General features: G+C 63.9%; 16 protein-coding genes. 12 read left to right on the plus strand and 4 right to left on the minus strand.

Translation table 11 applies throughout. The features are described 5' to 3' along the window. Positions 1–4: 4 nt before the first annotated feature. Positions 5–442, minus strand: coding sequence for a cupin domain-containing protein (locus BFD71_RS10350; RefSeq protein ID WP_069263551.1), 438 nt, complete (start codon positions 440–442; stop codon positions 5–7). A 207-nt stretch (positions 443–649) separates the two neighbouring features. Between BFD71_RS10350 and BFD71_RS10355 the strand changes: the two genes are divergently transcribed. The 4 genes from BFD71_RS10355 (at position 650) to BFD71_RS10370 (ending at position 4898) form a co-directional block, all read left to right on the plus strand. Then, on the plus strand, positions 650–1762 hold the full coding sequence (locus BFD71_RS10355) for a BMP family ABC transporter substrate-binding protein (RefSeq protein ID WP_069263165.1): 1113 nt from the start codon (positions 650–652) through the stop codon (positions 1760–1762). A gap of 26 nt (positions 1763–1788) precedes the next feature. Then, the gene (locus BFD71_RS10360; RefSeq protein ID WP_069263167.1) at positions 1789–2325 is read left to right on the plus strand and encodes a nucleoside deaminase; all 537 of its coding nucleotides are present in this window, start codon (positions 1789–1791) and stop codon (positions 2323–2325) included. A gap of 348 nt (positions 2326–2673) precedes the next feature. Then, complete coding sequence (locus BFD71_RS10365; protein WP_069263168.1) at positions 2674–3441, plus strand: ParA family protein; 768 nt, start codon at positions 2674–2676, stop codon at positions 3439–3441. Between the two features lie 101 nt (positions 3442–3542). Continuing rightward, complete coding sequence (locus BFD71_RS10370) at positions 3543–4898, plus strand: tryptophan leader peptide (RefSeq protein ID WP_256094595.1); 1356 nt, start codon at positions 3543–3545, stop codon at positions 4896–4898. 34 nt (positions 4899–4932) lie between these two features. Here the strand turns inward: BFD71_RS10370 and BFD71_RS10375 are convergent, their stop codons facing one another. Continuing rightward, positions 4933–5694, minus strand: a complete 762-nt coding sequence (locus tag BFD71_RS10375; protein WP_042270119.1) for an ABC transporter permease — start codon at positions 5692–5694, stop codon at positions 4933–4935. Further along, positions 5691–6686, minus strand: coding sequence for an ABC transporter ATP-binding protein (locus BFD71_RS10380; RefSeq protein WP_083245168.1), 996 nt, complete (start codon positions 6684–6686; stop codon positions 5691–5693). Before BFD71_RS10380 ends, BFD71_RS10375 begins: the two co-directional genes overlap by 4 nt. A 171-nt stretch (positions 6687–6857) precedes the next feature. Between BFD71_RS10380 and BFD71_RS10385 the strand changes: the two genes are divergently transcribed. The 8 genes from BFD71_RS10385 to BFD71_RS10420 all read left to right on the plus strand — a co-directional run bounded on the left by BFD71_RS10385 (position 6858) and on the right by BFD71_RS10420 (position 13813). Beyond that, on the plus strand, positions 6858–7607 hold the full coding sequence (locus tag BFD71_RS10385; protein WP_069263554.1) for an IclR family transcriptional regulator: 750 nt from the start codon (positions 6858–6860) through the stop codon (positions 7605–7607). Between the two features lie 70 nt (positions 7608–7677). After that, positions 7678–8433: a transporter substrate-binding domain-containing protein gene (locus tag BFD71_RS10390; RefSeq protein ID WP_069263170.1), complete on the plus strand. Its 756-nt coding sequence runs from the start codon at positions 7678–7680 to the stop codon at positions 8431–8433. Between the two features lie 17 nt (positions 8434–8450). After that, entirely contained in the window at positions 8451–9119 is a 669-nt protein-coding gene (locus tag BFD71_RS10395) for an amino acid ABC transporter permease (protein ID WP_069263172.1), read from the plus strand. Further along, positions 9116–9883, plus strand: a complete 768-nt coding sequence (locus BFD71_RS10400) for an amino acid ABC transporter ATP-binding protein (RefSeq protein WP_069263174.1) — start codon at positions 9116–9118, stop codon at positions 9881–9883. The genes BFD71_RS10395 and BFD71_RS10400 overlap by 4 nt, the downstream gene beginning before the upstream one ends. Further along, positions 9880–10521: a HutD/Ves family protein gene (locus tag BFD71_RS10405; RefSeq protein WP_069263176.1), complete on the plus strand. Its 642-nt coding sequence runs from the start codon at positions 9880–9882 to the stop codon at positions 10519–10521. The genes BFD71_RS10400 and BFD71_RS10405 overlap by 4 nt, the downstream gene beginning before the upstream one ends. A gap of 4 nt (positions 10522–10525) precedes the next feature. Next, entirely contained in the window at positions 10526–11944 is a 1419-nt protein-coding gene (locus BFD71_RS10410) for a formimidoylglutamate deiminase (RefSeq protein ID WP_370684265.1), read from the plus strand. 27 nt (positions 11945–11971) lie between these two features. Next, on the plus strand, positions 11972–12781 hold the full coding sequence (gene hutG, locus BFD71_RS10415) for an N-formylglutamate deformylase (protein WP_069263181.1): 810 nt from the start codon (positions 11972–11974) through the stop codon (positions 12779–12781). A 228-nt stretch (positions 12782–13009) separates the two neighbouring features. Beyond that, complete coding sequence (locus tag BFD71_RS10420; RefSeq protein ID WP_069263183.1) at positions 13010–13813, plus strand: transporter substrate-binding domain-containing protein; 804 nt, start codon at positions 13010–13012, stop codon at positions 13811–13813. 70 nt (positions 13814–13883) lie between these two features. Here the strand turns inward: BFD71_RS10420 and BFD71_RS10425 are convergent, their stop codons facing one another. Then, positions 13884–15206 carry a c-type cytochrome gene (locus BFD71_RS10425; protein ID WP_083245169.1) on the minus strand — a complete coding sequence of 441 codons (1323 nt, stop codon included), beginning with the start codon at positions 15204–15206 and terminating at the stop codon, positions 13884–13886. Positions 15207–15212: the final 6 nt, after the last annotated feature.

Genomic DNA, 15212 nt, shown 5'->3' on the forward strand with positions numbered 1-15212 from the left:
CGCCTTAGACTGCGGGGCTCGCCTGCCAGGGTGTCGGCGCGGGCACGGCGCAGGGCGCTTCCACATCGATCGACTTGAAGTCGGCGGGGCTCACGATTTCGAGGTACTCCATGTCGGGCGAGTAGTCGAAGAGGTAGTGGGCGATGCCCGGCGCCTGATGCACGCAGTCGCCCGCTTCGACGAGCGTTTCCTTGTCGCCGTACATGAAGCGCGCCCAGCCCTTGAGCATGATGACGATATGAAACTCTGCCTCATGCCGGTGCCAGCCCGTGCCCCGTTCCGGCGCAAGATTTGCCCGGACGAGTTGCGCAACCACCTTGCCATGCGTGGCCCTGGCGATGCCCAGGTCGCGATAGACAAAGAAGTCGCGCAGCCCGCCGCCCGTGAATGAAGTGTCCTGCGGCTTGACGTGCGAAAAGTCAGTAGCGAGTGCGGTTTGCATGGCAGGTCTCCGGAGCGCAGCGGTTGAAGGGGCAACGGGTTCGGCAAGCACGACGCGTTCCATCGTGAAGCCATTGGCGATAGCGTGCGCCAACGGCACGTGGAGCGTTATATCGATTCCGTTATCCATCACATAATGAATCGACATTTCGGCCTCGATTTTGACTGACCACTATTTGACTTTTCCATTCCCTGTTCCGGAGACCACATGGCAACAAGATTCGCTCGCACGTCAGTGCGCTCACTGCGTCTCGTGGCTACGCTGTTCGCCACGCTCGGCGCCTGGGTCGCGTTCGGCCCCACCGCCGCCGCAGCGGCCCCGATGGGCGTCGCGTTCGTCTATCTCGGCAACCCCGGCGACGCAGGCTGGACCTACGCGCATGAACAGGGCGTGAAGGCGATCGAAGCGAAGTTCGGCGACAAGATCAAGGTCACGCGTGTGGAGAACGTGCCCGAATCGGCCGACTCGGAGCGCGTGTTTCGCGATCTCGCGAACAAGGGCAACAAGATTATCGTAGGCTCGAGTTTTGGCTTTCAGGACTTCGAACTGAAGACCGCAAAGGATTATCCCGACGTCGTCTTCGAGCATGCGACGGGGTACAAGAAGGCCGCGAACTTCGCGACCTATGACGTGCGCACGTACCAGAGCGCATATCTGGCCGGCCTCGTTGGCGGCTATACGACGAAGACGAATACGCTCGGCTTCGTCGCCTCGGTGCCGGTGCCCGAAGTAGTGCGCAACATCAACGCCTTCACGATGGGCGCGCGTTCGGTCAATCCGAATGCGAAGGTCAAGGTCATCTGGATCAATAGCTGGTTCGATCCGGGTAAGGAGAAACAGGCCGCCGAAACGTTGATCGGCCAGGGCGCGGACGTGCTGATCCAGAACACCGATTCGACGGCGACGATGCAGACGGCAGAGCAGAAGAAAGTGCACGCGTTCGGATGGGACTCCGACATGAAGAAGTTCGGGCCGAATGCCCAGTTGGGGGCTTGCGTGAGTTACTGGGGCGTCTATTACTCTCACCTGATCGACCAGGTGCAAGCCGGCACGTGGAGCAACACGCCGACGTGGTGGGGCCTCAAGGAAAAAGCCATCGACCTCGCCGACATCAACACCGCAACCGTCTCGCCTGCCGCGCAAAAGGCGCTTGCGCAAAAGCGCGACGACATCATCGCCGGCAAATTCGATCCGTTCGCCGGCCCGATCAAGGATCAGAGCGGTGCGATCAAGGTGGCAGCGGGCACGTCGCTGCCCGACGCCGAGTTGCTGCGGCTGAACTGGTTCGTGCAGGGCGTGGACGGCGCGTTGCCGAAATGAAATTGCCCGCAAGGAGGAGACAAGCTTTGAGCTTGACCATGTCCCCACAACAGAACGCTTCTGAATTCCCCGAGCAAGGGCTCGCGCCGACGCGCGAACAGATCGTCCGCCATTTGCGGCACGCAAGCGTAGTCGCGGAACGCGCGACGCAGTTGGGCCATCACCCGTTTGGCGCCATTCTCGTCGGACCCGATCAGGAATCGGTTCTCATCGAACAGGGCAATGTCGATACCGTCAATCATGCGGAAGCCGTGCTCTCGCGCGTCGCCGCCCTCAACTTTACGCCCCAATACTTGTGGAGTTGCACGCTCTATACGACGGTCGAGCCGTGCTGCATGTGCGCGGGCACGGCCTATTGGGCGAACATCGGGCGCGTGGTGTTCGGCATGACGGAAGAGCGGTTGCTGCAGGCCACGGGCGATCACGCGGAGAATCCGACAATGAACGTGTCGTCGCGCTATGTTTTCGATCATTGCCAGAAGCGTGTTGACCTGATCGGGCCCGTAGCGGAGGTCGAAGAGGAAGTGATGCAGGTGCAGCGCAGGTTTTGGGAACACGCTTGAGCCAGAATTTCCGGTCGTAATCACGCGAAATTGCTCTTTAAGTCACCTGACCTATCCTTAACCTACCGGCGTCCATTTGAACAGGAGAAACGCAAATGAAAGCTCGGCGCATCTTTGCAGCCCTGTTGGCTCTATCGCTAGTGCTGGCGCTGCCAGCCACCGCAAGTTACGCATGCGACGGTACGGGTTATAACCAGCCAGGCTCTGGAAAATGAAGCGGTTATGTAATTAGCCGCGTGACTGTGCTTGCCTGGAAAACCGCCACCAAAAATCTTTTTTGCACCGCCGCATCGGGTATGCTCATCCCATCCATCTCATTGAATGAGAGAGAAAGAGGGGAGCGAAGACATGCGGCGCGTGGTGTTCAACCAGAAGGGTGGCGTAGGCAAGTCAACGATCGTTTGTAATCTCGCTGCGATCAGCGCGATTGAGGGTCGGCGTACGCTCGTCATCGACCTCGACGCGCAGTCAAATTCGAGCCAGTACCTGCTCGGCGCGGCTTGCGCCGACGCGAAGCCCAACGTCGCCGACTTCTTCGAAACCGCGCTGACCTTCAGCTTCCGGCCGGTCGAGGTCACGTCGTTCATTCATTCGTCACCCTTCGAGAATCTCGACGTGATGCCCGCGCATCCCGATCTCGACACGCTGCATGGGAAGCTCGAGTCGCGCTACAAGATCTACAAGCTGCGCGACGCGCTCAAAGAACTCGACATGTACGATGCGATCTACATCGACACGCCGCCTGCGCTGAACTTCTACACGCGCTCTGCGCTGATCGCGGTCGAGCGCTGCCTCATTCCATTCGACTGCGACGACTTCTCGCGCCGCGCACTCTATACGCTGCTCGAGAACGTGAAAGAAATTCAGCAGGACCACAATGCGGCGCTCACGGTCGAAGGCATCGTCATCAACCAGTTCCAGCCGCGCGCGAGCCTGCCGCAGAAACTCGTGGACGAACTCGTCGATGAAGGGCTGCCGGTGCTGTCGTCGCGGCTGTCTTCTTCGGTGAAGATTCGCGAATCGCATCAGCAGGCCAAGCCCGTCGTCCACCTCGATCCGGCGCACAAACTCACGCGCGAATTCGTCGCGCTCCATCAGGAATTGAGCGGGGCTTGAAAGGCAAGCGCGGACATCACCGGTTTACGCCCTCGGCGGAGTGTGCAAGTATCCCTCGCAGCGAGTCGCACCGAGACTCTTGCTCTCTTGCGAGGTTCAGAATGGACTGGAGGTTCTGGAAGGCAGAGAAGCGCCAGGAAGAGGCGCGCAACTGGCCCACCAATACGCATGAATCGATACGCCAACTCCTGAGCATGTACCAGGGCGTCGGCACGCCGCCGTTTGCGAACTGGGCCGCGCCCGGCATCGCATTCGCACCCGAAGTCGAAGCGATCGCCCAAAATGGGGTCAAGGGCTATCAGCTCGCTCTCTGGTTCTGGCTCTTTGCCGAGAAGCACGGCACCATCGCGGCGAGAATGGCGCGCGAAACGTTCTGCCTGCTTGCCGACGCGGCGCAGCCGTCGTCGGGAGACGCGATCGATGCGCTCCTCGATCAGGAAAACCGCCTCGCACATGCCGTCGAGACGGTTTCCGCCGAGCAGCGCGCGTTCAGGCTGGAAGGCCTGAGCGTCGAATTGCCGATGGAGTTCTTTCTGGCCACCGGCACGTTGAGGCTCAGGCCCGACTCGCCGTATGCCGGGGATGAGTCCGCCTCCCTGCAAGGCAACGACTACAAGCTGGCGGACTGCTTTCGCCACGCGACCGCTGAAGCGCTGTCCGTTTTCCGCCCGATGATCCAGGCGGTCGAATTCGACGCGAAAACGCTGCCCAACTGGAAATGGAGCGCCCGGCCGGGTGCGGCCGAGCGGCATCTGCAGCGGCGCTACAGCAATCCGCTCTTTCCGCTGCACCGGCAGATGGTGACGGCCCACGACGTGCACGAGGCGCGTCTCGCCGACAACCTGGCGCTGCAGGATATTCGCAACGAACTCAATGACGTGCGCCGCGCATTCTTCGAAAAGCCGGAACTGCCGTTGAACTGGCTCGCGTACCTCGAAAGCTACCGGGACGAGGTGGACCGGCTCGATGAGCGGCGCCTGGTCGCGGGTGGGCAGAACGCGGCGCTCGGCGAAGCGATCGCGGCGCTGCGTGCCGACGTTCTGGCGCCGTGGCGCGCCGAGATTCAGAAGAATCGCCACAGCCTCGCCACGCTCGAGCAGGACGAAGCGCGCAGGGCCGAACGGCGCTCACTGCTGTACGGCTGCGACTGGACCGCGCAATTGCTCAGTCACGGCTCGCTAATCCCGCCGGACGAAGTCGTTCCCGCTTTGCTGAGCGAATCTCCCGCGGAGTTGGAGAAGGCGGTGACCGGCCTGCAGTCGGATCCACGTCTGCACGAAACGTTGGCCCACTGCCGGGCCGTTGCGCATCGGCTCGTGAACGAGCTGCGCGCGGCAGGTCACAACTTTCCCGATATGACCGACAAGCTGCGCATTCTGGACGGCACGTTCGACGCTCCGCTGAACGGCCAGCACGAACGGCCGCTCGACGGCGCGCCGGGAGAGGTGCCGGCCTGAGGCTAGAGGCGGGCACCCGGTCGATTCGCTAACGTCAGGTTTTCAGCCGGTAGCCCGTCTTGAAGATCCACGCGGTGATCGCGAGGAACAGCGCGAGAAAGGCGGCTGTCATGCCGAGACTCACGCCGACGTCGACGTCCGCGAGCCCGTAGAAGCTCCAGCGGAAACCGCTGATGAGATAGACGATCGGGTTGAAGAGCGTGATCACCTTCCACGCCGTCGGCAGCATGTCGACCGAGTAGAAGGCGCCGCCGAGGAACGTGAGCGGCGTGATGACCAACAGTGGGACGATCTGCAGTTTCTCGAAGTTGTCCGCCCAGATGCCGATGATGAAACCGAGCAGGCTGAACGTGACCGCGGTGAGCAGCAGGAACAGCGCCATCCACACGGGATGCTGGATCTGGATCGGCACGAAGAGCGCCGCGGTCGCGAGGATGATGAGCCCGAGCACGACCGACTTGGTCGCCGCCGCGCCGACATAGCTGACCACGATTTCGAGGTAGGACACGGGCGCCGAGAGCAGCTCGTAGATCGTGCCCGTGAAGCGCGGGAAGTAGATTCCGAACGACGCGTTCGAGATGCTCTGCGAGAGCAGCGACAGCATGATCAGGCCCGGCACGATGAACGCGCCGTAGCTGACACCGTTCACTTCCTTGATGCGCGAACCGATTGCAGAGCCGAATACGATGAAGTAGAGCGAAGTCGAAATGACCGGCGCGACAATGCTCTGCATCAGCGTGCGCCGCGTGCGCGCCATTTCGAACCGGTAAATGGCGCGAATTGCGTAATGGTTCATCGGGAAGTTACCTGTCCTTTGCCGTCTTCTGCGACCGAATCTGGCGTGGGCCGTGAAGCGGCCGCCGGGTCCTTATGGACGAGACTCACGAAGATGTCCTCCAGCGAACTCTGGCTCGTTTTCAGGTCCGTGAATCCGATGCCGGCCTCGTTCAGGTTCCTGAGCAGCGTTGTGATGATGTCGTTGCGTTCGTTTTCGCTGTCGTAGGTGTAGGTGAGTTCGGCGCCGCCGTCGGCCAGCTCCAGTCCCCACGCGGCGAGGCCGTCCGGAATCGCGCTCAGCGGGGCATCGAGCTGCAGCGTCAGCTGTTTGCGGCCGAGCTTGCGCATGAGCACGTCCTTGCGCTCGACGAGCATGATCTTCCCAGCGTTGATCACGCCGATGCGGTCGGCCATCTCCTCCGCCTCGTCGATGTAGTGCGTCGTCAGGATGATCGTTACGCCATTCGCCTTGAGCCCGCGCACGAGTTCCCACATGTCGCGGCGCAGCTCGACGTCCACACCCGCCGTCGGCTCGTCCAGAAACAGCACTTGCGGCTCGTGCGCGAGCGCCTTCGCGATCAGCACGCGCCGCTTCATGCCGCCCGAGAGCGTCATGATCTTGTTGTTCCGCTTCTCCCACAGCGAGAGGTCGCGCAGCACGCGCTCGACATACGCGGGATTGGGCGGCTTGCCGAACAGGCCGCGGCTGAACGATACGGTGGCCCAGACCGTTTCGAACGCGTCGGTCGTCAACTCCTGCGGCACGAGGCCGATCAGCGAGCGTGCGGCGCGGTAGTCGGTGAGGATATCGTGACCGGCCACGCGCACACTGCCTTCGCTCGCATTGACGATGCCGCAGACGATGCTGATCAGCGTCGTCTTGCCGGCGCCATTCGGCCCCAGCAGCGCGAAGATTTCGCCCCGTGCAATGTCGAGATTGATGTTCGTGAGCGCCCGGAGTCCCGATGCATAGACTTTCGAGAGATTCTCGATGGAGAGGATCGTTTGCATGTGCGTGACATTACCAGAAGCCGGTAAAAGACACCGCGCGGACCCACGCGGGACATCGGACATCGCCAGGGAAAACCCTCGCATGTCATTCCCATTCGTTGGGAATCGTATTTTTGATTTCCGGGAGTGACGTGGCATGCTGAGTGCATCACTTCAGCCTTCGTCATTCAGGTGAAACAGGAACCCGGTGTTACCGGCGCAGAGCGCCTGCTACTGGTGCTTTCGGCACTCGCGAGCCGCGGCAAGGCGATGTCCGCGAAGGACATGCTCGCGGCCACGGGGCTCGCGCAAAGCACACTCTACCGCCAGGTCGCGGTGCTCAAGCGCTGGGGCTTCGTGACCGAAGACGCCGGCTACTACGCGCCGGGCCCCATCAGTCTGCAGCTTGCGCTCGGCTTCGACGTCAATTCCCTGCTCGTCGAATCGAGCCGCGAAGGCATGCTGCAACTCGCGCGGACCTCGCAGGAGAGTGTCGGCCTCGTCGTCGCCGTGAACGACCAGGTGGTCTGCCTCGAAATGGTCGAAAGCACGCATTCGCTGCGCTGCTCGTTCGAGAAGGGGCGCGCAGTGCCGCTCAAGGCCGGGGCGTCGGCCAGGTCATTGCTCGCCTTCATGCACGAAAAGGCGCGCGGCGAGACGCTCGACCGTCTCTTCGCCGGCGACGCGCCGGGCCGCGCCGCCATGGAAGCGGAACTGGAGCAGATTCGCGCGCGCGGCTACGCGGTGAGCGAAAGCGAAGTCGACCCTGGCGTATGGGGCGTGAGTGCGCCTGTGTTCCGGCGCGTTGCACGCGGCGCGGGCGCCAACGCGTCGATCACCTTGATGGCGCCGTCGTCGCGCGTGGCGGGCCGCGAGCTGCAGCCCGCCGACTGGACCTTGCGCACCGCGCACACCATTTCCGCCCGTCTGCAAACCGATTGACCGCAACGAACGAAGCCAAAGAACGAAGCCCAAAACCGCAGCGTCCCGAGAAACCACACAGGAGTCCAACATGAAACTGCATAAACTGCTGTCCGCCACGTGCGTCGCCCTCGCCATGTTCGCGGCCGCCGCTCCCGGCACCGCGAGCGCGCAAGCGCAGAACGTCCTCCAGGTCGCGACCGATGCGACGTTCCCGCCGATGGAGTTCACGGAAAACGGTCAGCGCACCGGGTTCGACGTCGACCTGATGAACGCGCTCGCCAAGGCAATGGGCAAGCAGGTCCAGTGGACCGACATCGACTTCAAGGGGCTGATTCCGGGTCTGATCGCGCACCGCTTCGACGCCGCGATTTCCGGCATCTACATCACGCCTGAACGCAGCCAGGTGGTGGACTTCACGCAGCCGTATTTCGCGGGCGGCCTCGTCGCGCTCGTGAAGGCCGACTCGCCCATCAAGACGCTCGCCGATCTCGAGGGCAAGAAGGTCTCGGTTCAGGTCGGCACGAAGTCGGTGAACTTCCTGCGCGACAACTACCCGAAGGTCACGCGCGTCGAGGTCGAGAAGAACCAGGAAATGTTCGATCTGGTCGGCATTGGCCGCGCGGATGCCGCCGTGACGGGCAAGCCCGCCGCGTATCAGTTCGCCCGCACGCGCGCAGGATTTCGCGTGCTCGACACCGAGCTGACGAAGGAAGCCTATGGCATTGCCGTGCGCAAGGACGAACCGCAGCTGCGCGATGCGCTGAACGCTGCGCTGGCCAAGATCAAGGCGGACGGCACCTACGCCCAGATCGTGAACAAGTGGTTCGGCACGGGTTCGAAGTGAACCGGCGGATCTGATCCATGCAACTCGACTTCTCTCCGGCTATCGCCGGTTGGGCCGACATCGCACACGGCGCGCTGGTCACGGTGGAAGTGACCGCCGCGGCGCTCGTGCTCAGCTGCATGCTCGGCCTCCTGATCGGCATCGGCCGGCTCGCGCCGCAACGGCGGCTCGTGTACGGCTTCTGCACGGGCTACCTCGTGTTCTTTCGCGGTACGCCGCTGCTCGTGCAGCTGTTCCTGCTGTTCTTCGGACTGCCGCAATTCAACATCCTGCTTCCGGCGTTCGTCTGCGGCATGCTCGGGCTCGGGCTCTATTCGGCCGCGTATGTCTCGGAGATCGTGCGCGGCGCGATCCAGTCCGTCGATCGCGGGCAGATGGAAGCCGCACGGTCGATCGGCATGTCGTCGGCGCAGGCCATGCGCGCGATCATCCTGCCGCAGGCCGTGGTGCGCATGATTCCGCCGCTCGGCAACGAATTCATCGCGCTCATCAAGAATTCCGCGCTGGTCTCGCTGCTGACGATCGACGACCTGATGCATGAAGGCCAGAAGATCATCAGCGTTTCGTATCGCTCGCTGGAGGTGTATCTCGTGATCGCGCTCGTTTATCTCGTGCTGACACAGACGACCAACTATGCGCTGCATCGCGTCGAGCGCCGCCTGCGCGCGGGAGGGATGGTGCAATGAGCGCGCAACTGAATCCGATCGTCAGCATTCGCGGACTCAAGAAGTCGTTTGGTTCGCACCTCGTGCTCAACGGCATCGACTTCGATATTCAGCCGCAACAGGTCGTCGTGGTGATCGGCCCGAGCGGTTCGGGCAAGAGCACGTTTCTGCGCTGCTGTAATGGCCTCGAGCAGCCCGAGGGCGGCACCGTCGATATCTGCGGTCATCGACTCGTGGAAAACGGCGCGATGCTCAAGGACCGCGCGCTCAATGCGCTGCGTACCGAAGTCGGCATGGTGTTCCAGTCGTTCAATCTGTTTCCGCACCTCTCGGTGCTGCACAACATCACGGTTGGGCCGCGCATGTTGCGCGGGGCATCGAAGGCGCAGGCCGAATCCGCCGCGCTTGCGCTGCTCGAGAAAGTCGGGCTCGCGCATAAGGCGCATGTGATGCCGGCGAGCCTTTCCGGTGGGCAGAAGCAGCGTGTCGCCATTGCGCGGGCGCTCGCCATGCAGCCCCGCGTGATGTTGTTCGACGAGCCGACTTCCGCGCTCGACCCTGAGCTGGTTGGCGAGGTGCTGCAGGTCATGAAGCTGCTGGCTTCCGAGGGCATGACGATGGTGGTGGTCACGCACGAAATGGGCTTCGCGAAGGAAGTGGCCGACGTCGTGGTGGTGATGGACGGCGGCGAGATCGTCGAGGCGGGGCCGCCTTCGACGATCTTCACCGCGCCGGCACAGCCGCGCACGCGCAGTTTTCTGCAAGCGGTGTTGTCGCGCACATGAACCGGTCGTCCGTACGCGAAGGCAGGGCAGGCGCGAGCGTGATGCTGCTGCGCGGTGTCGATCTCGTGCCCGCGCCGTGGAAAAACGGCGGTGGCGTGACGCGCGAAATCGCGACGGGTTGCGCAACGGGCGCGCTGCCCGATGGGTTCGCTTGGCGCGCGAGTCTCGCGGATATCGCTCAAGCCGGGCCGTTTTCGTGCTTCGAGGGCATAGACCGCACGCTCGTGTTGATCGACGGTGCGGCCTTGCACTTGAACGAGGCGCGCGCAGGAGAACAAGAGCCTCATGCCACGCATACGCTGGAACGCGCGCTGGATATCGCCCGCTTTGCAGGTGAAGCCGCAATCGATGCACGGATCGCCGCCGGCCCCGTGCGCGTGTTCAACCTGATGGTGCGCCGCGAGGCCGCGCGCGGCGCGCTCGAAGTGTGGCGCGAGGCAACGCGGCGCAGCGTGCATGCGCAGACCGTGTTGCTGCATGCCGTGCAACGTCAGGCCGAGGTGAGCGTGGCGGGCGAGGGCTTCATCGCGCTCGCGCCCGGCGACACGTTGCGCGTGGATGCGGAGCAAGCCGTGGAGCTCGAAACGTGCGGCGAAGGCGCGCTGCTGGTTGTCATACTTGATTTCGCGCAAGCCTGATTTCATGAGCACCCTGATCCCTCCGCTTTCCATGACGAACGCGCTTTTCGCGGAACATGCGTATTTGCCCGGCGGTTGGCGCCGCAATGTGCTGCTCGAATGGGACGCCACGGGCACGCTGCGCGGCGTGACGCCCGACCACGCGCAAGCGCCTCGAGGCGTCGCGCGTGCGTCGGGCCCGATCATGCCTGGCATGCCTAATCTTCATTCGCATGCGTTCCAGCGCGCGATGGCCGGCCTCACCGAATATCGCGCGAATCCCACCGACAGCTTCTGGAGCTGGCGCGAGCTGATGTACCGCTTTGCGGCGCGCATCACGCCCGACGATCTTGCCGCGGTCGCTAGCTGGCTCTACGTGGAAATGCTCAAGGCGGGCTACACGTCCGTCTGCGAGTTTCACTATGTGCATCACGCGCAGGACGGCCAGCACTATGCGAGCCCCGCCGAACTGGCGCAGCGTGTGGTGGACGCAGCGAGCGTGACCGGCATCGGCATGACCATGCTGCCCGTGCTCTATCAGTACAGTGGCTTCGGCGCGCAAGCGCCACGCGACGATCAGCGGCGCTTCATCAACACGCCCGACCGGTTGCTCGGCATTGTCGATGCACTGCGTGCATGGCGGCCCGAGCACGGCGCGTTGCGCTATGGCGTCGCGCCGCATTCGCTGCGCGCGGTTTCGCATGATTCGTTGCGCGTGCTGCTGGAAGGTCTGGATCAAGTGCTTCCCGGTGCGCCCGTCCACATCCACATCGCCGAGCAGACGGCCGAAGTCGAGGCTTGCATGGCGACCGAGGGCACGCGGCCCGTGCAATGGCTGCTCGATCGCTTCGATGTGAACGCGCGCTGGTGCCTTGTCCATGCGACGCATATCGATGCGCGGGAGACCGCCGCGCTCGCACAAAGCGGCGCGATTGCGGGCCTGTGCCTCACGACCGAAGCGAATCTCGGCGACGGTATTTTCCCTGCGCGCGAGTATCTCGATGCGGGCGGCGCGTTCGGCATCGGCTCGGACAGCCATATCGGCGTAGACTGGCGCGCCGAATTGCGCTTGCTCGAATACGGTCAGCGGCTCACGCGGCGCGAACGCAACGTGCTCGCGTCGCCAGAGACCGCGCAGGTGGCCGACCGTCTTGTCGACGCGGCGCTCGCGGGCGGCGCGCGCGCGACGGGGCGCGCGGTGGGCGCGCTGCAGGAGGGCGCTCGCGCGGACTGGCTCGTGCTCGACGCGCAGCATCCGAACCTCGCGCAGCAGACGTCGCAAAGCTGGCTATCCTCAGTGGTGTTCTGCGAGCACGGCGAGACGCCGGTGCGCGACGTCTATGTGGGCGGCGAGCAGGTCGTCGCGCAGCGCCGCCACCGAGACGAAGCGCGCCTGTACGCCGATTATCGTAGGGCGTTGAACCATCTCCTTGCCGGCGCGTAAGTGCGCGGCCAACCGAACGGAGCTCCCATGACCGACCTCTTTACGCTCGAACGCGGCACGGCGCCGCTGCTGATCTCGATTCCCCACCTCGGCACCCAGGTTCCCGAGACGCTGCGCGACGCGTATACGGACGTCGCGCTCACGGTCGCCGATACCGACTGGCATCTCGACCGGCTCTATGCGTTTGCGAAGACGCTGGGCGCGACGATACTCGGTGCGCGGGTGTCGCGCTATGTGATCGACCTGAACCGGCCGCCCAACGACGAAAGCCTGTATCCAGGGCAGACGACGACTTCGCTGTGCCCGACCGAAACGTTCCGCGGCGAGGCGCTCTATCGCGAGGGCCGCGCGCCTGATGCGCACGAGCGGCAACGCCGCGTCGGCACCTACTGGCAGCCGTATCACGACGCGCTGCGCGCCGAGCTGCAGCGCCTGCGCGCGCAGCACGCCAACGTGCTGCTGTGGGAGGCGCACTCGATTGCGAGCGTGCTGCCGCGGCTATTCGACGGCAAGCTGCCCGATCTGAACATCGGCACGCAGGACGGGCGCACGGCGGCAGCGCCGGTGCAGGCGGCGGTCGAGCGCGCGGCGGCTGCGAGCGACTTCACGTGGATCGCGAATGGCCGCTTCAAGGGCGGCTACAACACGCGTCACTACGGCGCGCCGCAGGACGGCGTGCATGCGGTGCAACTCGAAATGTGCCAGTCGACGTACATGAGCGAGGCTGCGCCGTTCGACTACGTGCCGTCGCTAGCGCAGAAGGTCGAGCCGGTGGTGAGCGCGATGGTGAGCGGCGCGTTCGAGGCCGTGAAGGCGATGAACGCTGCTGCAGGCTGATTGCGCCGCGCGTGAGCGCGCTATTAAGCGAATCCCTACATTTCAGAAAGCCGCGGATCTCAAAGGCGATGTGCCCCGTTCCGCACCCCGCCCAGCGCGGGAAAGTACTCAGTTGTGCGGGCTACGAACGCGCTGCCGATCGTAGTATTCTCTAGCGACGCGGCCTCGGGGGGCGCTGATGTGCCATCGCGAAGCAGTCCAGACATCCACATAAAGAGGAGAGGTTGAATGAAGTTGAAGAAGCTCCTGTTCACAAGCGCGCTAGCTGTATCGGCACTCGGATTTACCGCCGTTTCCGCCCATGCGGAAGACCTGCTGGATTCGGTCAAACAGGCCGGGGTGCTCAAGATCGGTCTGGAAGGCACCTATCCCCCGTTCGATTCCCGTGACAGCAAGGGCGACCTCGTCGGCTTCGACGTGGACGTCGCGAAGGCCGTGGCGGCCAAGCTCGGGGTCAAGCCCGAGTTCATTCCCACCGAGTGGAGCGGCATTATCGCCGCGCTGCAGGCCGGCAAGTTCGACGTGATCGTCAATCAGGTGACCATTACGCCGCAACGTCAGCAGGCGCTCGACTTCAGCCAGCCCTACACGTACTCGGCCGCGCAGCTGATCCAGCGCTCCGACGACAAACGCGAATTCAAGACGCTCGACGAATTCAAGGGCGACAAGAAGCTCGGCGTGACGCTCGGCACCAACTATGACCAGATGGCGCGCGCCGTGCAGGGCATCAACGTGCAGACGTATCCCGGCGCGCCCGAGAAGCTGCGCGACCTGGCCGCGAAGCGCATCGACGCGACGATGGACGATCGCCTGATGCTGCCGTACATCATCAAGACGTCGAACCTGCCGCTGCGTCCGGGCGCCGTCTTGCCGGGCGCCGATCAGCAAATGGCCATTCCGTTCCGCAAGGGCAATCCGAAGTTCGAGAAGGCGATCAACGATGCGCTCACCTCGCTCAAGCAGGACGGCACGCTCAAGAAAATCTCCATGCAGTGGTTCGGCCAGGACGTGACGCAACCGCTCGCTCACTAACGCTACAGTCGTTTCACGACATTCGCGCCGGCCGCAATCATGGCCGGCGCGATCGCTTCAACACTCCCTCCTACCGCGCCGCCTGCGTCCTCGTGCGCATCTTCGCGACCTCTGCCGCGCCCACCGCGCCTGCCTTGTTGTTCCAGCCCGCACGAACGAACGTGAGCACATCGGCGATCTGCTTGTCGCTTAGGACATCTGCATAAGCGGGCATGGGGTACGGCGCGGGCATGCCCTGGATCACGAGATCCCCGGTGCCGTTGAGCGTGACGTTGATGAGCGACGACGCGTCCTTCTCCAGCACGTTCGGATTGCCCGCGAGCGGCGCGAACATCGGCGCGAAGCCGCGCCCGTCGGCGCCGTGGCAATGCATGCAATACGCCGTGTAGACGCGCGCGCCCGCATCGTTCGCCGGACGCGAGAGCGAGACTTTCGTCGCCTGCGCGTCATAGGCGTAGGCCGTTCCGCCGTCGTCGCCCTTCGCCGGCAGCGACTTCAGGTAGACGGCGATCGCGTTGACGTCCGCGTCGTTCATGCTCTGGGTGCTCTTGTTGATCACGTCGGTCATCGAGCCGAACGCCGAGGCGTGCTGGTTCGCGCCCGTCTTCAGGAACTGCGCGAGGTCCGCTGCGCTCCAGCGCCCGAGGCCCGTGTTGTGCGCGCCGGTCAGGTTCGAGGCGAACCAGCCGTCGAGCAGGGCGCCCGTGAGCCAGGCGTCGCCGCTTTCGTCGAGCGCCTTCTCGTTGAAACCGATGCCGCGCGGCGTGTGGCACGAGCCGCAATGGCCGAGGCCCTGCACGAGATACGCGCCGCGGTTCCATGCCATGTCCTTGCCCGCTTTGTCCTGGTACGCGCCCTTCTCGAGGAAGACGGCGTTCCAGATCTTGAGCGGCCAGCGCATGTTCATCGGCCACTTGATGTCGGCGTCTCGGTTGCTCTGCTTGACCGGTTGCACGCCTTGCATGAAGTATGCGTAGAGCGCGGCGACGTCCTCGTCGCGCACCTTCGCATACGAGGGATAAGGCATCGCCGGATAGAGGTTGTGGCCGTCCTTGGCAACGCCCTCGCGCATGGCGCGCGCGAAGTCCGCTTGCGTGTAGCCGCCGATTCCGGTGTCCGGGTCGGGCGTGATGTTGGTCGAGTAGATGCGCCCAAGCGGCGTGTTCATCGGCAGGCCGCCTGCAAACGGCTTGCCGTGCGGCGCCGTGTGGCACGCTGCGCAGTCGCCCACGGCGGCGAGGTAGGCGCCGCGCTGGATCGTGGCGGCGTCCGCAGCGCCCGCCGCGAGGGCGGGGCGCGCAGTCACGCCGGCGAATGCAGCGAGTGCGAGCGCTGCGCCGGCAAAGCGGCGTAGGCCGCGGGCTCGTTGGGATGCGTCGATCGTTTTCGTCATGGTTCG

It is taken from the genome of Paraburkholderia nodosa (assembly GCF_001718195.1).
Classification (GTDB): Bacteria; Pseudomonadota; Gammaproteobacteria; order Burkholderiales; family Burkholderiaceae; genus Paraburkholderia; species Paraburkholderia nodosa_A.